At 73.0% G+C, this 17,750-nt stretch carries 19 protein-coding genes; 12 read left to right on the top strand and 7 right to left on the bottom strand.

The window, feature by feature from the left end; translation table 11 throughout:
• The first annotated feature begins 23 nt into the window (after positions 1-23).
• Complete coding sequence (locus AB0447_RS24110) at positions 24-1,823, top strand: ATP-grasp domain-containing protein (RefSeq protein ID WP_366478799.1); 1,800 nt, start codon at positions 24-26, stop codon at positions 1,821-1,823.
• 39 nt (positions 1,824-1,862) lie between these two features.
• Entirely contained in the window at positions 1,863-3,371 is a 1,509-nt protein-coding gene (locus tag AB0447_RS24105; RefSeq protein WP_366478798.1) for a CehA/McbA family metallohydrolase, read from the top strand.
• Between the two features lie 171 nt (positions 3,372-3,542).
• Here the strand turns inward: AB0447_RS24105 and AB0447_RS24100 are convergent, their stop codons facing one another.
• Together AB0447_RS24100 and AB0447_RS24095 are read right to left on the bottom strand one after the other, a co-directional pair.
• Complete coding sequence (locus AB0447_RS24100; protein WP_366478857.1) at positions 3,543-3,914, bottom strand: cupin domain-containing protein; 372 nt, start codon at positions 3,912-3,914, stop codon at positions 3,543-3,545.
• Between the two features lie 53 nt (positions 3,915-3,967).
• Positions 3,968-4,684: an alpha/beta hydrolase gene (locus AB0447_RS24095; protein ID WP_366478797.1), complete on the bottom strand. Its 717-nt coding sequence runs from the start codon at positions 4,682-4,684 to the stop codon at positions 3,968-3,970.
• Between the two features lie 113 nt (positions 4,685-4,797).
• On the opposite strand from AB0447_RS24095, the gene AB0447_RS24090 reads away from it, so the two are divergent.
• From AB0447_RS24090 to AB0447_RS24080, 3 genes are all read left to right on the top strand, one after another.
• Positions 4,798-5,946: an adenosine deaminase gene (locus AB0447_RS24090; RefSeq protein ID WP_366478795.1), complete on the top strand. Its 1,149-nt coding sequence runs from the start codon at positions 4,798-4,800 to the stop codon at positions 5,944-5,946.
• Between the two features lie 142 nt (positions 5,947-6,088).
• The gene (locus tag AB0447_RS24085; protein ID WP_366478794.1) at positions 6,089-6,346 is read left to right on the top strand and encodes a hypothetical protein; all 258 of its coding nucleotides are present in this window, start codon (positions 6,089-6,091) and stop codon (positions 6,344-6,346) included.
• Positions 6,347-6,498: 152 nt separating this feature from the next.
• Positions 6,499-7,227: a hypothetical protein gene (locus tag AB0447_RS24080; RefSeq protein WP_366478793.1), complete on the top strand. Its 729-nt coding sequence runs from the start codon at positions 6,499-6,501 to the stop codon at positions 7,225-7,227.
• 58 nt (positions 7,228-7,285) lie between these two features.
• Here the strand turns inward: AB0447_RS24080 and AB0447_RS24075 are convergent, their stop codons facing one another.
• The 3 genes from AB0447_RS24075 to AB0447_RS24065 are packed head-to-tail and all read right to left on the bottom strand — an operon-like array spanning position 7,286 to position 8,817.
• The gene (locus AB0447_RS24075) at positions 7,286-7,495 is read right to left on the bottom strand and encodes a PspC domain-containing protein (RefSeq protein ID WP_366478792.1); all 210 of its coding nucleotides are present in this window, start codon (positions 7,493-7,495) and stop codon (positions 7,286-7,288) included.
• A gap of 36 nt (positions 7,496-7,531) precedes the next feature.
• Positions 7,532-8,131 carry a VanZ family protein gene (locus AB0447_RS24070; protein WP_366478791.1) on the bottom strand — a complete coding sequence of 200 codons (600 nt, stop codon included), beginning with the start codon at positions 8,129-8,131 and terminating at the stop codon, positions 7,532-7,534.
• 50 nt (positions 8,132-8,181) lie between these two features.
• Positions 8,182-8,817 (bottom strand): PH domain-containing protein, encoded by a 636-nt coding sequence (locus AB0447_RS24065; protein ID WP_366478790.1) that lies wholly within the window; start codon positions 8,815-8,817, stop codon positions 8,182-8,184.
• 238 nt (positions 8,818-9,055) lie between these two features.
• Here AB0447_RS24065 and deoC point away from each other — a divergent pair, with 238 nt between their 5' ends.
• From deoC to AB0447_RS24050, 3 genes are read left to right on the top strand one after another with little or no spacing between them, the layout of a single operon-like run.
• Positions 9,056-10,018, top strand: coding sequence for a deoxyribose-phosphate aldolase (gene deoC / locus AB0447_RS24060; protein WP_366478856.1), 963 nt, complete (start codon positions 9,056-9,058; stop codon positions 10,016-10,018).
• A 5-nt stretch (positions 10,019-10,023) separates the two neighbouring features.
• Complete coding sequence (locus AB0447_RS24055; protein WP_366478789.1) at positions 10,024-11,460, top strand: aldehyde dehydrogenase family protein; 1,437 nt, start codon at positions 10,024-10,026, stop codon at positions 11,458-11,460.
• On the top strand, positions 11,453-12,352 hold the full coding sequence (locus AB0447_RS24050; protein WP_366478788.1) for an aldehyde dehydrogenase family protein: 900 nt from the start codon (positions 11,453-11,455) through the stop codon (positions 12,350-12,352). Before AB0447_RS24055 ends, AB0447_RS24050 begins: the two co-directional genes overlap by 8 nt.
• 73 nt (positions 12,353-12,425) lie before the next feature.
• Here AB0447_RS24050 and AB0447_RS24045 read toward each other — a convergent pair whose 3' ends face one another.
• Complete coding sequence (locus AB0447_RS24045) at positions 12,426-12,776, bottom strand: hypothetical protein (RefSeq protein ID WP_366478787.1); 351 nt, start codon at positions 12,774-12,776, stop codon at positions 12,426-12,428.
• Between the two features lie 23 nt (positions 12,777-12,799).
• Here AB0447_RS24045 and AB0447_RS24040 point away from each other — a divergent pair, with 23 nt between their 5' ends.
• Positions 12,800-13,504: a uridine kinase gene (locus tag AB0447_RS24040; RefSeq protein ID WP_366478786.1), complete on the top strand. Its 705-nt coding sequence runs from the start codon at positions 12,800-12,802 to the stop codon at positions 13,502-13,504.
• A gap of 258 nt (positions 13,505-13,762) precedes the next feature.
• Here the strand turns inward: AB0447_RS24040 and AB0447_RS24035 are convergent, their stop codons facing one another.
• The gene (locus tag AB0447_RS24035; protein ID WP_366478785.1) at positions 13,763-14,491 is read right to left on the bottom strand and encodes a SigE family RNA polymerase sigma factor; all 729 of its coding nucleotides are present in this window, start codon (positions 14,489-14,491) and stop codon (positions 13,763-13,765) included.
• Positions 14,492-14,756: 265 nt separating this feature from the next.
• Here AB0447_RS24035 and afsQ1 point away from each other — a divergent pair, with 265 nt between their 5' ends.
• Genes afsQ1 through AB0447_RS24020 form a run of 3 tightly spaced genes read left to right on the top strand, consistent with a single transcriptional unit; the run spans position 14,757 to position 17,660 of the window.
• The gene (afsQ1, locus tag AB0447_RS24030) at positions 14,757-15,434 is read left to right on the top strand and encodes a two-component system response regulator AfsQ1 (protein WP_366478784.1); all 678 of its coding nucleotides are present in this window, start codon (positions 14,757-14,759) and stop codon (positions 15,432-15,434) included.
• Complete coding sequence (locus AB0447_RS24025) at positions 15,431-16,930, top strand: HAMP domain-containing sensor histidine kinase (RefSeq protein WP_366478782.1); 1,500 nt, start codon at positions 15,431-15,433, stop codon at positions 16,928-16,930. The genes afsQ1 and AB0447_RS24025 overlap by 4 nt, the downstream gene beginning before the upstream one ends.
• A complete protein-coding gene (locus AB0447_RS24020) occupies positions 16,923-17,660 on the top strand; it encodes a hypothetical protein (protein WP_366478781.1) in 738 nt (245 codons plus the stop codon). Before AB0447_RS24025 ends, AB0447_RS24020 begins: the two co-directional genes overlap by 8 nt.
• Positions 17,661-17,750: the final 90 nt, after the last annotated feature.

The raw sequence follows: 17,750 nt of genomic DNA, 5'->3' as shown, positions 1-17,750 counted from the left end.
ACGGCGTGAGGGGGGAGCGCGGAATGGGACGGCCGACACCCGTGGCGGTGCTGCTGAGCCCGCGCCCCGCCGACATCGCCGCCGCGCGGCGCGCGGGGGCGCGCACCGTGGTGGTCGCGCCGGTTCCACCGGAGCCATCCGACCGTGAGGGGGCGGTACGGCAGGCCCACCCGAACCGACGCGACCACCCGGCCGCACCGCCCACCACCACCACCGATCCCACCCGCGACCCGTCCCGGCCGGACTCCGACCCGCCGTCCCGGCCGGCCCCCGACCGCTGCCCCGCATCGGCGTCAGCCACCGCCGCCGATCTCGCCCCTGGCCCGTCCCGGCAGGACTCCGGCCCGTCGCCCCGCACGGACCTCGACCGCTGCCCTGCGTGGGCACCGGCCCTCCCCGATCCCGCCTGCGGCACGTCCTGGACCGGCCACGACCGCTGCCCCGTACCGTGCTGCGGCCCGCGCGGTGCCCGCCTGCCAGGGGCGGTTCGGGGCACGGCCGACAGGGCCGTTTCCGGTGGGGCGGCGGCGTTCGGGGCCGTGGTTGCGGTGTGCTGTCGCCCGGCGGCCTGCCGGGCGGCGGGCCCCGACGCCGCGTCGGCCGCCTGCCGGGCCGCGGGCCCCGACGCCCCGTCGGCCCCGGCCGCCTGTGACGCGGCCGTCGGCCGGCCGTTCGGCCCGTTCTGCGGGGACGCGTACGGGCTCCGGGCGACGCCCCCGGCCGGGCGGGAAGCGCACGGCCCGGCCGGGAGCGCCGTGGACGGGTACCTCGTCGTCGACTGGCGGGAGCACCGGGAGCTGGTCCGGGCCCTCTCGCGGCTCGACGCCGTCCGGGAACGGCGGGCGGCCGTCTTCGGCTTCGGGGACGCAGCCCGGGCGCTGGCCGCCGCCCGGGCCAACGAGGCCCTCGGGCTTCGCGGCACCCCCGTCGCCGCCGTCACCGCGCTCATGGACAAGGCCGCCCTGCGGGCCCGCGCCAACACCCTGCACAGCACCCGGCCGGTGTCCTTCGCCCGCTGCGGCCACGCCTCCCTGCTGCCCTTCCTCGCCACCCTCATCGGCCACCCCTGCGTGATCAAGCCGCGGGCCGGCGCCGACGGCGAAGGCGTCCGGCTGGTCCGCGACCCCGCCGAGGCAGCCTTCGCCGCCCGCTCCTACCCCGCCGTCACCGACCTCCTCGTCGAGGAGTTCCTCGAGGGCCCGGAGCTCGGCGTCGAGGCCCTCTCCCGGGACGGCCGCCACCGCATCCTCGGCTGGACCCGCAGCCTGCGCCCCGCCGACGACACCCGCCTCGCCCCCGCCGGCCACGACCTGCCGACGGCGCTGCCCGCCGCAACCGCCGAGGCCGTACGGTCCTTCGTACGCGGAGTCCTCGACCTCGCCGGCCACCGCGACGGGCCCTCCCGCACCGAGGTGGTGCTCACCCCGCACGGCCCCCGCCTGGTCGAGGCCCATGCCCGCCCCGGAGGCGCAGAGATCACCCAACTGCTCCGGCTCGCCCACGGCACCGACGTGCTCGCCCTGGCCGTGGCCGCCGGGCTCGGACTGCCGGGGCCGGCTCCCAGCCCACGCACACCCGCCCACGCCGGTCTGCGGTACGTGGACTTCCCGCCCGGCCACCGCCTCGCCGGCAGCCGCGCCGGACTGGCCGCCGCCCGCGCCGTGCCCGGCGTGCTCCGCATCGGGCTGGCCGTCCCGCCGAACGCCACCGTCCGCCGGCCCCCGACCGGCACCCTGCACCACGCCTACGTCCTGGCCGCCGCCCCCACCCCCGCCGATCTCGACCACGCCCTTGCCCGGGCGGTGTCCCTCCTCCACACCTGATTCACCGTCATGTCACATGCCGGTGCCAGCCTGGCCCGCATGGCCCTCAGCAGGCGCGACCTCCTGTCCACCGGCGCGGCCGCGGCCGCCGCCGCCACGCCGGCCCCGGGCGCCACCGGCGCCGGCCCCGCCGACACCGACACCGGCCCCGGTCCCGATCCCCGCCCCGGCGACCGCACCGAGACCCGGACCCTGCACGGCACCATCCCGCCCGGCGCCCCGGACTTCGTCTACGTCCCCCTCGAAGTGCCCCAGGACATACGCGAGTTACGGATCTCCTACCGCTACGAGAAACCGCCGGTACCCCCCGGCACCCCGGGCAACGCCCTGGACATCGGCATCTTCGACCGGCGCGGCACCGCCCTCGGCGGACGCGGCTTCCGCGGCTGGTCGGGCGGCGCCCGCACCGAGTTCTTCCTGCGCGCGGACCAAGCCACCCCCGGCTATCTGCCCGGCCCCCTCACCCCCGGCCGCTGGCACATCGCGCTCGGCCCGTACACGGTGGCCCCGGCCGGCCTGCCGTACGAGATCACCGCGACCTTCACGTACGGAGACCCGGGCCCGGCCCCCGCCCCCTCCTACCCGCCGCACCGCGCCCGCGGCCGGGGCCGCGCCTGGTACCGGGGCGACTGTCACATCCACTCCGTGCACTCGGACGGCCGCCGCACCCCGGCCGAGATCGCCGCGCTGGCCCGCGCGGCCGGCCTGGACTTCATCAACTCCGCCGAGCACAACACCACCTCCGCGCACGCCGCCTGGGGCGGCCCGGCCGGCCCGGACCTGCTGATCCTCACCGGCGAGGAGGTCACCACCCGCACCGGACACGTGCTGGCCGTCGGCACCGACCCCGGCACCTTCGTGGACTGGCGCTACCGGGCGCGGGACAACCGCTTCGGCCGGTTCGCGCAGACCGTCCACGGCGCGGGCGGCCTGGTCGTGCCCGCCCACCCGCACGCCGCCTGCCTGGGCTGCGCCTGGAAGTTCGGCTTCGCCGACGCGGACGCGGTGGAAGTGTGGAACGGCCCGTGGACCCCCGACGACGAGGTGTCCCTCGCCGCCTGGGACGCGCAGCTCCAGCACGGCCGCCGCCCGCTGCCGGCCGTGGCCAACAGCGACTACCACCGCGACCCGGACCGGATCGGCACCCCGCAGACCGTGGTCCTGGCCGAGGACCTGACCCGGGACGCGATCCTGGCGGGCCTGCGCGCGGGCCGCTCCTACGCCGCGGAGTCCGCCGCCGTCTCCGTCGAGTTCACAGCCGTCACCCCGCGCGGTGCCCACGCGGGCATCGGCGAGCGGCTGAGGGCCGACGACCCGTCCACCGTGGTCCTCGTCCGGCTGTCGGTGACCGGCGTCGAGGGCTGCGACCTGCGCCTGGTCACGGACCAAGGGCTCGCCTTCACCGCACCCGGGGCCCGCTCCCTGGAGTGGCGCACCACGCCCGACCGGGCCGCGTACGTCCGCGCCGAGGTCCGCCACCCGCCCCAGGCACCACCGCTGCCCGGCCCGCCGGCCGCGTTCACGAACCCGATCTGGATCGGCGCGTAGGCCGCGCGAGTCGCCCCGGACGCCTGCGTCGCCCGGACACGTGCGTCGCCCGGATGCCTGCGTCGCCCCGGAGGCCTGCGTCGCCCCGGCCGCCTGCGTCGCCCCGGCCGCCTGCGTCGCCCGGACGCGTGGGCCGCCCCGGCCGCGTGGGCCGCTCGGTCCTTGGCCCGGTCAGCCGCCCGACTTCTTCGCGTATCCGCCGAAGCCCGTCCAGTCCACGATCACGCAGGGCTCGTCGCCGACGACCCACGCGTCATGGCCCGGCGCCACCTGCATGAAGTCGCCGGCTCCGCACTCTGCGGTCTCCCCGTCATCCATGACGATCTTCATGCGGCCGCTCGCCACGTACCCCGTGTGCGCCGACTGGCAGCTGTCCGTGCCCGCCAGGGGTTTCACGTGCTCGGACCAGCGCCACCCGGGCTCGAAGACGGCGCGGCCGACCGGCCCGCCGTCCGTCGTGATCAGATCCAGCCGGCCTTTGTCGGCCTCGAAGGGACGGGTCTCGTCCGCGCCGTCGAAGTTCTTGATCACCAGCTTGGCCACAGCCATCGCCTCCCGGGAGGAGTGCCCCGAGTCCGTATCTCACGATACGCCGGTCATCCCCGCAGTGAGCGCCCGAACCCGGAGGCGAGCGGCATCCGCAGCCCCAACGGCGGCGGAGCGGCCAGCGCGTCCTGGACCGGCCGGGACCACCGGTTGCCCAGGACCGCCCCCAGGATGAAGTCCACAGCCAGTGCGACCACTTCGGCGCGGTGCTCGCGGAGTCCGTGGCCGTCCGAGTGGACTTCGAACCGGCAGGTCGAACGATTCGCCTTCTTCGCCCGCGCCGCCAGCCGGAACGACAACTCCGGGTCGGTGCAGGCGTCGTTCGTGCCGTGCACGATCAACACCTGCCGCCCCGCGAGCTGTTTCACCGGTTCCGGTGACCCGTCCGAGGCACCCTCCGGCAGGCAGGGGGCCAGTGCCAGAACCGAGTTGACCGCCGGGTGCCCCGCACCGCGCAGCGCGGTCACGCCGCCCGCGCCGTACCCGGCGAGGCAGACCGGGACGTCGCCGTAACGGCGCACCACCTCGTCCGCCGCCCATTCCTGGCAGCCGTCCGCCCCGTGCACCAGGTGGGTGGCGAGGCCCGCGCCGCCGCCGGCCCGGGTCAGTGCCCGCGCCAGCGGGCGCACCGGCCCGGGGGATAAGGGTGACAATCTGGGGCGCCCGGGGAGCAGGAGCACCACGCCGGTGACCGTCGAGCCGGACCCATTCGCGCCGCTCGCCCGTCCCAGGCGCGCGCCGCGTTCCGGCATCGCATGCTGTGCCATGGCGGAACAGTCTCAGACGCAGAGGTGTACGCCACCCGTCCGCACGGTCACTGTTACGTATCGACGGGTGTGAGCGGTCTGGTGCTCTACGCGCGTAGGAGTAGAGTGCGCAGATGACGAGCGAGACCCCCAACCTGCCCACCCCGGACCAGATCCGCCGCTCCCCGAAGGTGCTGCTGCACGACCACCTCGACGGCGGCCTGCGACCCGGGACCATCATCGAGCTGGCCCAGGCGGCCGGCTACGAGAACCTCCCCGAGACCGACGCCGACAAGCTCGGCATCTGGTTCCGCGAAGCCGCCGACTCGGGCTCCCTCCCGCGCTACCTGGAGACGTTCGCGCACACCTGCGCCGTCATGCAGACCAAGGAGGCCCTGTTCCGGGTCGCCGCCGAGTGCGCCGAGGACCTGGCCGAGGACGGCGTCGTGTACGCCGAGATCCGCTACGCCCCCGAGCAGCACCTGGAGGCCGGCCTGACCCTCGAAGAGGTCGTCGAGGCGGTCAACGCCGGATTCCGCGAGGGTGAGCGGCGCGCCAAGGCCGGCGGCCACCGCATCCGGGTCGGGGCCCTGCTGACCGCCATGCGGCACGCGGCCCGCGCGCTGGAGATCGCCGAGCTCGCCAACCGCTACCGCGACAACGGCGTGGTCGGCTTCGACATCGCCGGCGCCGAGGCCGGGTTCCCTCCCACCCGCCACCTCGACGCCTTCGAGTACCTCAAGCGCGAGAACAACCACTTCACCATCCACGCGGGCGAGGCCTTCGGCCTGCCGTCGATCTGGCAGGCCCTGCAGTGGTGCGGCGCCGACCGGCTCGGCCACGGTGTGAAGATCATCGACGACATCGAGGTCGCCGCGGACGGCAGCGTGACGCTGGGCCGGCTGGCCTCGTACGTCCGGGACAAGCGCATCCCGCTGGAGATGTGCCCCACCTCGAACCTGCAGACGGGCGCGGCGGCCTCCTACGCCGAGCACCCGATCGGCCTGCTGCGCAAGCTGCACTTCCGGCTCACGGTCAACACCGACAACCGGCTGATGAGCGGCACCAGCATGAGCCGCGAGTTCGAGCACCTGGTCGAGACCTTCGGCTACACGCTCGACGACATGCAGTGGTTCACCGTCAATGCGATGAAGTCCGCGTTCATTCCTTTCGATGAACGACTGGCGATGATCAACGACGTGATCAAGCCGGGCTATGCGGAGCTGAAGTCCGAGTGGCTGTTCCGCCAGACCGCTTCGACCAGCGGTTCTGTCGCCGTCTAGGCCACAGCATCACACAAGAGAAGGCGCCCGGCTGGATCATCCACCGGGCGCCTTCTCATATTTAAGGATGTTTGCGGGGCGGCGTTTTAAGTGGCTAGTTTGCGGAGCCGCTCAAAATTCCCTGTCGCAAGGACGATTTTTCATGAAGCAGTCAGCTGCCAAGACCCTCGGTGTCGCCGTTCTCGGCGCCGCCTTCGCCGCTGCCGCCGCGGGCTCCGCCTCGGCCGCCGTGCCCGCGATCGGCGCCGCCGACGCGCTCGGCGTGGTCGCCGGCGCCGCCGAGTCGATCACCAACCAGAGCGCGGCGGCGGAGGGCGAGGCGAGCGACCCGGGCCAGGCGCTCGGCGGCGTGACCCAGGTGCTCGGCGGCCTGCCGCTCCCGGTCCCGGTCGGCGGCTGACCCGTCCGGAGATCCGTACGCGCGCTCGGCGCGGCGCACGCCTTTTCGATCGGGTGGGCGCCCCGCCGTGGCGTGTGCCACGATCACCCCAACTTCCGCTCTACTACACGGGGTACGAGGTCTCGGTCATGCGAGTCGTGCACGTCAGGCAAGTGAAGTCACAGGCGGCGGCCGCCGCGTTGGTGCCCGTCCTGCTGCTCGGCGCGGTCGGCTGCGGCGGCTCGGACAGCGGCTCGGCCGCGGACAAGAGCCCCGACCCCAAGGGGTCCGCGGCCGTCCCGGGAGCCCCCGGCGCACCGCCGGCTCCCCGCACGCCGCTGGAGAAGGCCGCGCTCGCCCAGGGCGACCTAGCCGACTACCAGATCTCCGCCCAGGGCAAGAACCCGAACGCCCCCGACGGCCAGCCGCAGGCCGACAAGAAGCCCTGCCAGCCGCTCGCCGACATCATGGGCGACAAGCCCGACCCGGCGGCCAAGGAGACCGTGAACCGGGGCATCGGCTCGCAGAAGCAGATCGGCCTCGCCGTCTCCGCGTCGCTCAGCGGGTACACCGAGGGCGACGCCAAGAAGCTGATGTCGCGGCTCCGGCAGGCCGTGGCCGCCTGCGGGGCGGGATTCACCGCGACGGTCGAGAAGCAGTCCGGCAGCTACCGCCAGGTCAAGCCCGCCGCCTACAAGACGGGCGGCGACGAGAGCGTCAGCTGGACCACCGTCGCCGCCGCCGAGGGCGTCACGGCGCAGGTCCACCTGGTCGTCGTACGCCAGGGGTCGACCGTCGTACGGCTCATGGCCCTCAACGTGGCCGGCGCGAAAACCGCCGCCGAAGTCCCGCACGAGGTCGCGGACAAGCAGCTGGAAAAGGTCCGGCAGAACATCCGCTGACCACGTACCCGCTGACGACGTACCCGCCGACGCCGAATCGGCTGACGACGCGGCCGGATCACCAGGCGGTGGACTCGCTCTTCGCGTTCTTCTCGTTCGGCAGCAGTACCCACAGGGCCAGATAGATCAGGAACTGCGGCCCGGGCAGCAGGCACGAGACCACGAATATCGTCCGCATCATGAAGGACGATATTCCGAAGCGCCGCGCGAGACCGGCACAGACTCCGCCGATCATTCGTCCTTCCCGGGGGCGTACCAGCGCGCTCATGATTTCTCCTTATCGAGGACCGCTTTCTGCGATGCCTCAATACTCCCGCGGTACCGCCGACAAAACCTCGGTCCACGGATCGAGCCCGACCCTGGGAATTCTCGGGGTCCGTCCCTGAGATCCCGGCGCCTCCATTTTCACTGCCGTATCCCGCGCCACCCGGGCCCGCCGCAACCGGGCCCGCAGGGCCGGAACGACGGCCAGATGGGCCAGCGCCACGCCCGCCGTGTTCAGCAGCACCGAATCCACGTCCACCACCTGCCCCGGCACGGCGGTCTGCAGCAGCTCGATCACCAGGGAGACCAGCGTGCCCGCCGCGGTGGTCCGGGCCAGCGAGGACCAGGCCGCCAGTGGAGAGGGTGCGAGCCGGCCGCTGACCAGCGGCAACAGCACCCCGAGCGGGGCCAGCAGCGCGAGCGCGCAGCCGATCCGGCGGGCCGCCTCCAGCGGCCCGTACGCCAGATCGACCCGGATCCCGGCCAGCGGGGTCAGATTGGGCGCGGCGGCCCAGGGCACGTCCAGGGGCCGGAGGGTCAGCCAGCCGACGAGCAGGAGATGGGTGGCCAGGAGTACGCCGCCCAGCACTCGGAGCCGGTGATCGATGGCGGCGCTGCCGCCGGCCTCATGACGCTGCACACCTGGGATGACGCGGTCCCCGGTGGCTCCGGTTCCGGTCGGTCGGCCCTCTACCGGGTGGCGAGCAGCACAATCATCAGGACGGCCCCGGCCACGGCCGGCGCGATGATCTCGTACGCCCAGCGGACCGTGGCGGGACCCTGCGCACCCTCGCGCTTCGCGCCCTGCTCGGCGAGCTCGCGGAGCTCGTCCACGTGCCGGTCGGCCTGCGCGCGCGGGGTCCCGGTGCCCAGCACTTCCGGATCGGTCTCGCCCTTCCGGGCCAGCGCCTCACGGCGCGCGATCTGCCGGTTGGCCTTCTTGCGGTCCCGCAGCGAGACCGGAATCGCCCACAGCTGGTACTTGGCGTTCTCGGTCAGCACCTCGGCGGAGTACCCGGAGCGCACCGTGTCCACCGCGGCCCAGGGGAGCTCGATGCTCCGGAAGGGGTTGCGCACCCGCATCCGGTCGGGGCCCGCGAACACGGCGGGCCGCAGCGTGAACGCCACGGTCAGCGGCACGGTGAGCAGCGCCCCCGCCACCCCGAACCAGGGGGCGTTCCCCTTGCCCCGCACGATGGCGTCCCCGCACAGCCAGGCCAGCAGGGCGAGCAGCAGCACCCCGCCGACGATGGCCATCGGGGAGCGGTAGACGCGGTCCTGGTAGACCGGCTCGTCGGAGGAGGACGCGGGGGAGGGGCTCGTCATGCCGCCGATTGTGCCCCACGCCGTCTCAGCCCACGAGATCGGCATGGGCCCGTGGCGCAGCCCGGGGCGCCGGAGGCGCGGCGGGCCGCTGCGCCCCGGCGGCCGTCGCGCCCCCGGGGGCCCGCTCCGGTTACTCGCTGCACACGGGTGGCCATCGGCGGAACCACCAATTCCGAGCTCGGATCCGGTGGAGGGGGTGACAGGTCGCTACGCGCGTAGATATGCTCATCTGGTGACCATGCCCACCACCCTCACCGCATTCGCTGACGTGACGACGTCCGACAGTGCGCTGCGCCGCTTCCTGCACGGGTTGCCCGGCGTCGACACCGTCGGCCTGGAGGCCCGCGCGGCCGCCCTCGGCACGCGTTCGATCAAGACCACGGCCAAGGCGTACGCCATCGATCTGGCCATCTCGATGATCGACCTGACGACGCTGGAAGGCGCGGACACCCCGGGCAAGGTCCGGGCGCTCGCCGCCAAGGCCGTCCATCCCGATCCGACCGACCGCACCACCCCGATGACCGCCGCCGTGTGCGTCTACCCGGACATGGTGGCCACCGCGAAGGCCGCCCTGGGCGGAGCCGACGTGAAGGTCGCCTCCGTGGCCACCGCCTTCCCGGCGGGCCGCGCGGCCCTCCCCGTGAAGCTGGCCGACACCCGGGACGCCGTCGCCGCCGGCGCCGACGAGATCGACATGGTCATCGACCGTGGCGCCTTCCTCGCCGGCCGCTACCTGGAGACGTACGAGCTGATCAAGGCCGTCAAGGAGGCCTGCGGCCGGGAGGACGGCACCGCCGCCCGGCTCAAGGTCATCTTCGAGACCGGCGAGCTGTCCACCTACGACAACATCCGCCGCGCCTCCTGGATCGGCATGCTCGCGGGCGCCGACTTCATCAAGACCTCCACCGGCAAGGTCGGGGTCAACGCGACCCCCGCCAACACCCTCCTCATGCTCGAAGCCGTCCGCGACTTCAAGGCGCAGACTGGAATCCAGATCGGTGTGAAGCCGGCCGGCGGCATCCGGACCACCAAGGACGCGATCAAGTTCCTGGTCCTGGTCAACGAGACCGTGGGCGAGGACTGGCTGACCAACGAGTGGTTCCGCTTCGGCGCCTCCAGCCTGCTCAACGACCTGCTCATGCAGCGCCAGAAGCTGAGCACCGGGCGTTACTCCGGCCCTGACTACGTGACGGTGGACTGATCACCATGGCATCTGTTTTCGAGTACGCACCGGCTCCCGAGTCGCGCTCCGTCGTCGACATCGCGCCCTCGTACGGCCTGTTCATCGACGGTGAGTTCACCGACGCGGCCGACGGCAAGGTCTTCAAGACCGTCAGCCCCTCCAGCGAGGAGGTGCTGGCCGAGGTCGCCCAGGCCGGCGCCGCCGACGTCGACCGCGCCGTGAAGGCCGCCCGCAAGGCCTTCGAGAAGTGGTCCGCGCTGCCCGGCTCCGAGCGCGCCAAGTACCTCTTCCGCATCGCCCGGATCATCCAGGAGCGCAGCCGCGAGCTCGCCGTCCTGGAGACCCTGGACAACGGCAAGCCGATCAAGGAGACCCGCGACGCGGACCTCCCGCTGGTCGCCGCGCACTTCTTCTACTACGCGGGCTGGGCCGACAAGCTCGACCACGCCGGCTACGGGGCGAACCCGCGGCCGCTGGGCGTGGCCGGCCAGGTCATCCCGTGGAACTTCCCGCTCCTGATGCTCGCGTGGAAGATCGCCCCGGCGCTCGCCACCGGCAACACGGTCGTTCTGAAGCCCGCTGAGACCACCCCGCTGTCCGCCCTGTTCTTCGCGGACATCTGCCGCCAGGCCGGCCTGCCCAAGGGTGTCGTCAACATCCTTCCCGGCTACGGGGACGCCGGCGCGGAGCTCGTCGCGCACCCGGACGTCAACAAGGTCGCCTTCACCGGTTCCACCGCGGTCGGCAAGGCCATCGCCCGCCAGATCGCCGGCACCGACAAGAAGGTCACCCTGGAGCTGGGCGGCAAGGGCGCCAACATCGTCTTCGACGACGCCCCCATCGACCAGGCCGTCGAAGGCATCGTCGGCGGGATCTTCTTCAACCAGGGCCAGGTCTGCTGCGCGGGCTCCCGCCTGCTGGTCCAGGAGTCGATCCACGACGAGCTGCTGGACTCCCTCAAGCGCCGCCTGTCCACCCTGCGCCTGGGCGACCCGCTGGACAAGAACACCGACATCGGCGCGATCAACTCCGCCGAGCAGCTGGCCCGGATCACCGCGCTGGCCGAGACCGGCGAGGCCGAGGGTGCCGAGCGCTGGTCCCCGGCCTGCGAGCTCCCGTCCGCCGGCTACTGGTTCGCCCCGACGCTCTTCACGAACGTCACCCAGGCGCACACCATCGCCCGCGACGAGATCTTCGGCCCGGTGCTGTCCGTGCTGACCTTCCGTACGCCGGACGAGGCCGTCGCCAAGGCCAACAACAGCCAGTACGGCCTGTCCGCCGGCATCTGGACGGAGAAGGGCTCCCGCATCCTGGCGGTCGCGAACAAGCTCCGCGCCGGCGTCGTCTGGGCCAACACGTTCAACAAGTTCGACCCGACCTCGCCCTTCGGCGGTTACAAGGAGTCGGGCTTCGGCCGCGAGGGCGGCCGCCACGGCCTGGAGGGCTACCTCGATGTCTGAGTCTTCTGCGACGCGCCTGAACGTCTTCAAGACCTACAAGCTGTACGTCGGGGGCAAGTTCCCCCGCTCCGAGAGCGGCCGGGTGTACGAGGTGTCGGACTCCAAGGGCAACTGGCTGGCCAACGCACCGCTGTCCTCCCGCAAGGACGCGCGTGACGCGGTCGTCGCGGCCCGCAAGGCCTTCGGCGGCTGGGCCGGCGCCACCGCCTACAACCGCGGGCAGATCCTCTACCGCATCGCCGAGATGCTCGAGGGCCGCCGCGACCAGTTCGTCCGCGAGGTCGGCGAGGCGGAGGGCCTGTCCAAGTCGAAGGCCGGCGCCGTCGTGGACGCCGCCATCGACCGCTGGGTCTGGTACGCGGGCTGGACGGACAAGATCGGCCAGGTCGTGGGCGGGGCCAACCCGGTCGCGGGCCCGTTCTTCAACCTCTCCACACCGGAGCCGACCGGTGTCGTCACGGTCGTCGCCCCGCAGGCCTCGTCCTTCCTGGGCCTGGTTTCGGTGATCGCCCCGGTGATCGCCACCGGCAACACCGTCGTGGTGATGGCCTCGGAGAAGTCCCCGCTGCCCGCCCTTTCCCTGGGCGAGGTACTGGCGACCTCCGACCTGCCGGGCGGCGTGGTCAACATCCTGTCCGGCAAGGCCGCCGAGATGGGCCCGCACCTGGCGTCCCACCAGGACGTCAACGCGATCGACCTGGCCGGCGCGGACGCCGCGCTCGCCAAGGAGCTTGAGATCGCGGCGGCCGACAACCTCAAGCGCGTCCTGCGTCCACAGCCTGTGGACGACTGGACCGCCGACCCGGGCACGCACCGCATGACGGCGTTCCTGGAGACCAAGACCGTCTGGCACCCCACGGGTTCGCTGGGCGCGTCCGGCTCCTCCTACTAGGACGAGCCACGGCGAGACCGGCCCCGGCAGCGAACCCCCGCGCTGCCGGGGCCTTCGCGTACCCCGGGGCCGGTCAGCGGCCGCCGGTGAGCGGGCCGAGCAGGGAGGAGACGGCGGCGGTGGGGAGCTCGCCGACCGAGGGGCCCTGGGTGAGGGTGCCGGTGACCATGGTGGTGCCGACCGCGGGGAAGTCCGCGACCTGGGTTCCGATGCCGTTGTCCAGGGGATCCACGCCGGTGTTGGCGAGCGGATTCACCTTCAGATCGGCGATCGGCTCGGTGACCCCGGCCAGCGCGTGGGGCAGCGAGACCTCGCTCGCCTGGGCACCGCCCGCGGCCATCGCCAGGGCGGCGCCGGCCATCGAAACGGTGAGGCCGGCGGTACGGAGCGGCTGCCGGGGTGCGGAAGATGCGTGACGTCCCATGCACTCAGCGTAGTTGAGGTGTGATGCTCAATACCAATGGGCCTCCGTGGGGATCCCCTACCCGGGGGAATGGTTCAGACTGGTGTCCCGTGAGCTGTTCATCTCCCCTTCCGACGCGCGTCGTCCTGCTGACGGGTCCTTCGGGTTCCGGAAAGTCCTCCCTGGCGGCCCGGTCCGGGCTTCCCGTGCTGCGCCTCGACGACTTCTACAAGGAAGGGTCCGACCCGACCCTCCCGCTGGTCGACGGCAGCTCCGACATCGACTGGGACTCCCCGCTGTCCTGGGACGCGGAAGCGGCCGTGGCCGCCGTGGCCGAGCTGTGCCGGGCCGGGCGGACCGAGGTGCCGGTGTACGACATCGCCACCAGCTCCCGGACCGGCACCGAGGCCCTCGACATCTCCCGCACCCCGCTGTTCATCGCGGAGGGGATCTTCGCGGCGGACATCGCGGCACGCTGCCAGGAGCTGGGGCTGCTCGCCGACGCGATCTGCCTGCGCGGCCGGCCGTCCACCACCTTCCGGCGGCGGCTCGCCCGCGACCTGCGCGAGGGCCGCAAGTCCGTGCTGTTCCTGCTGCGCAGGGGCTGGCGGCTGATGCGGGCCGAGCGGGGCATCGTGGCCCGGCACGTCGCGCTGGGCGCGCACGCGTGCGGCCGGGACGAGGCGCTGGGCCGCCTCGCGGCGGCAGCCGCAGGCCGCCACCGCACGCCGACCGCCGCCACGGCATAGCCCCGGGGCTCCGCCCCCGGGCCCTGCTGCCGCGCCTCCATCGCCCGTGGGGCCGTACGTGGTTGAACCCGTGCCCGGATACGGACGTGCATCAGGTGGGCAGTGGACTCGCCACTCGCCCGCCGGCCGACGGACGGAGTCCGGCGTCCGGAAACGGAACAGCGCGGGATCAGTCGGACCCCCGGCCAACTGATCCCGCGCGTTCCCCCATGGCCGCCGTCCCACCCCCGCAGGACGGTCCCCCGTGGCCGGTGGTCCTCAGGCGACGAGTTCCTCGAAGGACTCCGCCTCGTCGCGGCCGAAGCTCAGCACCTCGTCCTCGCGCAGCCGGCGCAGCGAGCGCCAGATGCTCGACTTCACGGTGCCGACGCTGATGTCCAGGATCTCGGCGATCTCCGGGTCCGTACGGCCCTCGTAGTAGCGCAGCACCAGCATGGTGCGCTGCGGTTCGGGCAGCCGGGCCAGGGCCTGCCAGAGGACCGCGCGGAGTTCCGTGCCGCGCATCGCGTCCGAGTCGCCCACCGTCTCCGGCAGTTCCTCGGTCGGGTACTCGTTCAGCTTGCGCCGGCGCCAGGCGCTGATGTGCAGGTTCGTCATGGTGCGGCGCAGGTAGCCGCCGACCGCAGCCTTGTCGGTGATCCGGTCCCAGGCCCGGTACGTCGAGAACAGCGCGCTCTGCAGCAGGTCCTCGGCCTCGTAGCGGTCGCCGGTCAGGTGGAACGCGGTCGCGTAGAGCGCGGCCCGGCGTTCCTGTACGTACGCCGTGAACTCGGCTTCGGAAGCAGCGGAGGGAGCGGAGGGCGCGGCCGGAGCGGCGGCGGCCGGAGCCGGCGTCCGCTGCGCGGGAACCGCCTGGTACTGGTTCGCGTCAATGGCTGTGACGTGTACCGGACGCGGCCGGGCGACCGTACGGACACCCGCCCGGCGGTTCACATCGTGCAGCCGCGTGACAACCGCGCTGGTCGTGGTGCTGTTCAGCGTGTTCATCTCGCGCCCCCCGTCGTGGAGTCTGCTAGGTCTTCGGTCCGACACGAAAAAGATTGCCCCGCCGACATAACCGCGGTGTCCGCCGACTGTCACAGGGCTGTCACAGCCGCCCTCCCCTGTCCGCCTGCGATCCCCGGCCGGCCCCGCCCGCCCGTCGCCCGCCTGCCGGTCCGGTGACGGTCCGGCGACGGGTCCGGCGACGGGTCCGGCGATCGGTGCGGTCGGACGGTCGAAGTCGGAACGGGCCATGGGACAGAATGAGCGCGTGCCTTTCCTGTTGCTGATCGAGGACGACGACGCCATCCGCACGGCCCTCGAACTCTCCCTGTCACGCCAGGGCCACCGTGTGGCCACCGCGGCGACGGGCGAGGACGGCCTGAAACTGCTGCGCGAGCAGCGGCCGGACCTGATCGTGCTGGACGTCATGCTGCCCGGGATCGACGGCTTCGAGGTGTGCCGGCGGATCCGGCGCACCGACCAGCTGCCGATCATCCTGCTGACCGCCCGCAGCGACGACATCGACGTGGTCGTCGGGCTGGAGTCCGGCGCCGACGACTACGTTGTCAAGCCCGTCCAGGGCCGGGTGCTGGACGCCCGCATCCGGGCCGTGCTGCGCCGCGGAGAGCGCGAGGCCAGCGACTCGGCGAGCTTCGGGTCCCTGGTCATCGACCGGGCCGCGATGACGGTCACCAAGAACGGCGAGGACCTCCAGCTGACCCCGACCGAGCTGCGGCTGCTGCTGGAGCTCAGCCGCCGGCCCGGCCAGGCCCTGTCCCGGCAGCAGCTGCTCCGCCTCGTGTGGGAGCACGACTACCTCGGCGACTCGCGGCTGGTGGACGCCTGTGTGCAGCGGCTGCGCGCCAAGGTCGAGGACGTGCCCTCCTCGCCGACCCTGATCCGGACCGTGCGCGGCGTCGGCTACCGCCTGGACTCCCCGCAGTGATCCGCGCGCTGCTCGCGGGCCGGCGCTGGACCAGCCTGCGGCTGCGGCTCCTGATCGTGTTCGCGCTGGTCGCGCTGACCGCCGCCGTGTCGGCGTCCGGGATCGCGTACTGGCTGAACCGGGAAGCGGTGCTCACCCGTACCCAGGACGCCGCCCTCGGTGACTTCCGGCAGGAGATGCAGAACCGGGCGGCCGCGCTGCCCGGCGACCCGACCCCGCAGGAACTGCAGCGCACCGCCGAGCTGATGGCCGGTAGCGCCCCCGGCTACAGCGTGCTGCTGGTGGACGAGCGCAAGAACGGGCAGAAGGTGTCCGGCTCGGCCGGGCCCGACGCGTTCACCCTGGACGACGTACCGAAGTCGCTCCAGCACGCGGTGAACGACCGCCAGAAGGTGACCGCGGCCAACGACGCCGAGTACCACATGTACTGGCAGCGGACGAAGCCCGAGGGGAACCCGTACCTGGTGGGCGGTACCCGGATCGTGGGCGGCGGGCCGACCGGATACATGTACAAGTCGCTGGCCACCGAGCGGGACGACCTGAACGCGCTGGCCTGGTCGCTGTGCATCGCGACGGCCCTGGCCCTGCTGGGTTCGGCGCTGCTGGCGCAGGCGGCCGCGCGGACCGTCCTCAAGCCGGTGCAGCGCCTCGGCGACGCGGCGCGCCGGCTCGGCGAGGGCGAGCTGGACACCCGGCTCGACGTGTCCGGCACCGACGAACTCGCCGACCTCTCGCACACGTTCAACAAGACGGCGGAGGCGCTGGAGAAGAAGGTCGCCGACATGAGCGCCCGGGAGGAGTCCAGCCGGCGGTTCGTGGCGGACATGTCGCATGAACTGCGGACCCCGCTCACCGCGTTGACGGCGGTGACCGAGGTGCTGGAGGAGGAGGTCGACGGCCTCGACCCGATGATCGCGCCGGCGGTGGCGCTGGTGGTGAGCGAGACCCGGCGGCTCAACAACCTCGTCGAGAACCTGATGGAGGTCACCCGCTTCGACGCGGGCACGGCCCGGCTGGTGGTCGACGACGTGGACGTCGCCGACCAGGTGACGGCCTGCATCGACGCGCGGGCCTGGCTGGACGCGGTCGAACTCGACGCGGAGCGCGGGATCGTGGCCCGGCTGGACCCGCGCCGGCTGGACGTGATCCTGGCCAACCTGATCGGGAACGCGCTCAAGCACGGCGGATCCCCGGTCCGGGTCTCGGTACGGCTGGACGAGCAGTGGCTGGTGATCGCGGTCAAGGACAACGGGCCGGGCATCCCGGAGGAGGTGCTCCCGCACGTCTTCGACCGGTTCTACAAGGCCAGCGCTTCGCGGCCGCGGTCGGACGGCAGCGGGCTCGGACTGTCCATCGCGATGGAGAACGCGCACATCCACGGCGGTGACATCACTGCGGCCAACTCGCCCGAGGGCGGGGCGCTGTTCACGCTGCGGCTGCCGGTCGAGGTGGGAAGGGTGAACGCCGGTGGCGAGGGCGCGGATACGGATGCGTGAGCGGATGCAGGAACGGATGCCGATGCGGGCGCTGACGCGGATGCCGATGCGGATGCGGATGCGGATGCGCATGCCGGTGCCGGTGCCGATGCGGGTACGGATGCCGGCCGTGACCGGGGTGCTGGCGCTGAGCGGGGTGCTGCTGCTCTCCGGCTGCGGCATCCGGGCCACCACCGTCCCGGTGGACGTGGGCGCGGCGCCCTCGCGGGTGTCCTGCGACACCCCCGCGCAGTCCGCCTCCGCGCCCGTGCAGGGCTTCCGGGCCACCGTGGAACTGGTCTGCGGATCGCAGCTGGTCGGTGTGGAACGGGTGGTGCCGGTCCCGGAGAAGCGGCCCGTGAAGGAACCGGAGGCGCTGGTCGCGCAGGCCCTGCTGGAGGCGCTGGAGCGCAATCCGTCGGCGGAGGAGCGGGAGGCCGGCTTCACCACCGGCGTGCCGGCCGGTCTGACCTCCGTACGGGCCCGGACCGGCGACCCGCAGGGCACCCTGCGGCTGAGCCGCCGGCCGGAGGACCTGCCGCCGGTGGCCCTGGCTCAGATCGTGTGCACGCTGGCGGGCAGCGAGGCCGTCTCGGCGGGCCCCGGCCCCATCATCCTGGGCGGCCCGGACGCGGACCCGCCGCGCAAGTGGGAGTGCACGGACGCGATGCGGGCCCGGCCGGAATCCGTCCCGACCCTGGGCGAGATCGCCCGCCCGACCCCCCCGCCGTCGGCCACGCCGACGCCGTGACGCCCCGGGGGCCGACCGGGGGCCGAGCGGGGTCGATCCGGGGTTGACCTCAAGTGCGCTTGGGGCTCCAGGATCGTACGCGGCAGCACA

The organism is Streptomyces sp. NPDC051211 (genome assembly GCF_040689505.1).
Classification (GTDB): Bacteria; Actinomycetota; Actinomycetes; order Streptomycetales; family Streptomycetaceae; genus Streptomyces.
The sequence above is the reverse complement of the archived record's forward strand: the minus strand, read 5'-3'. Positions and strand labels throughout refer to the sequence as shown.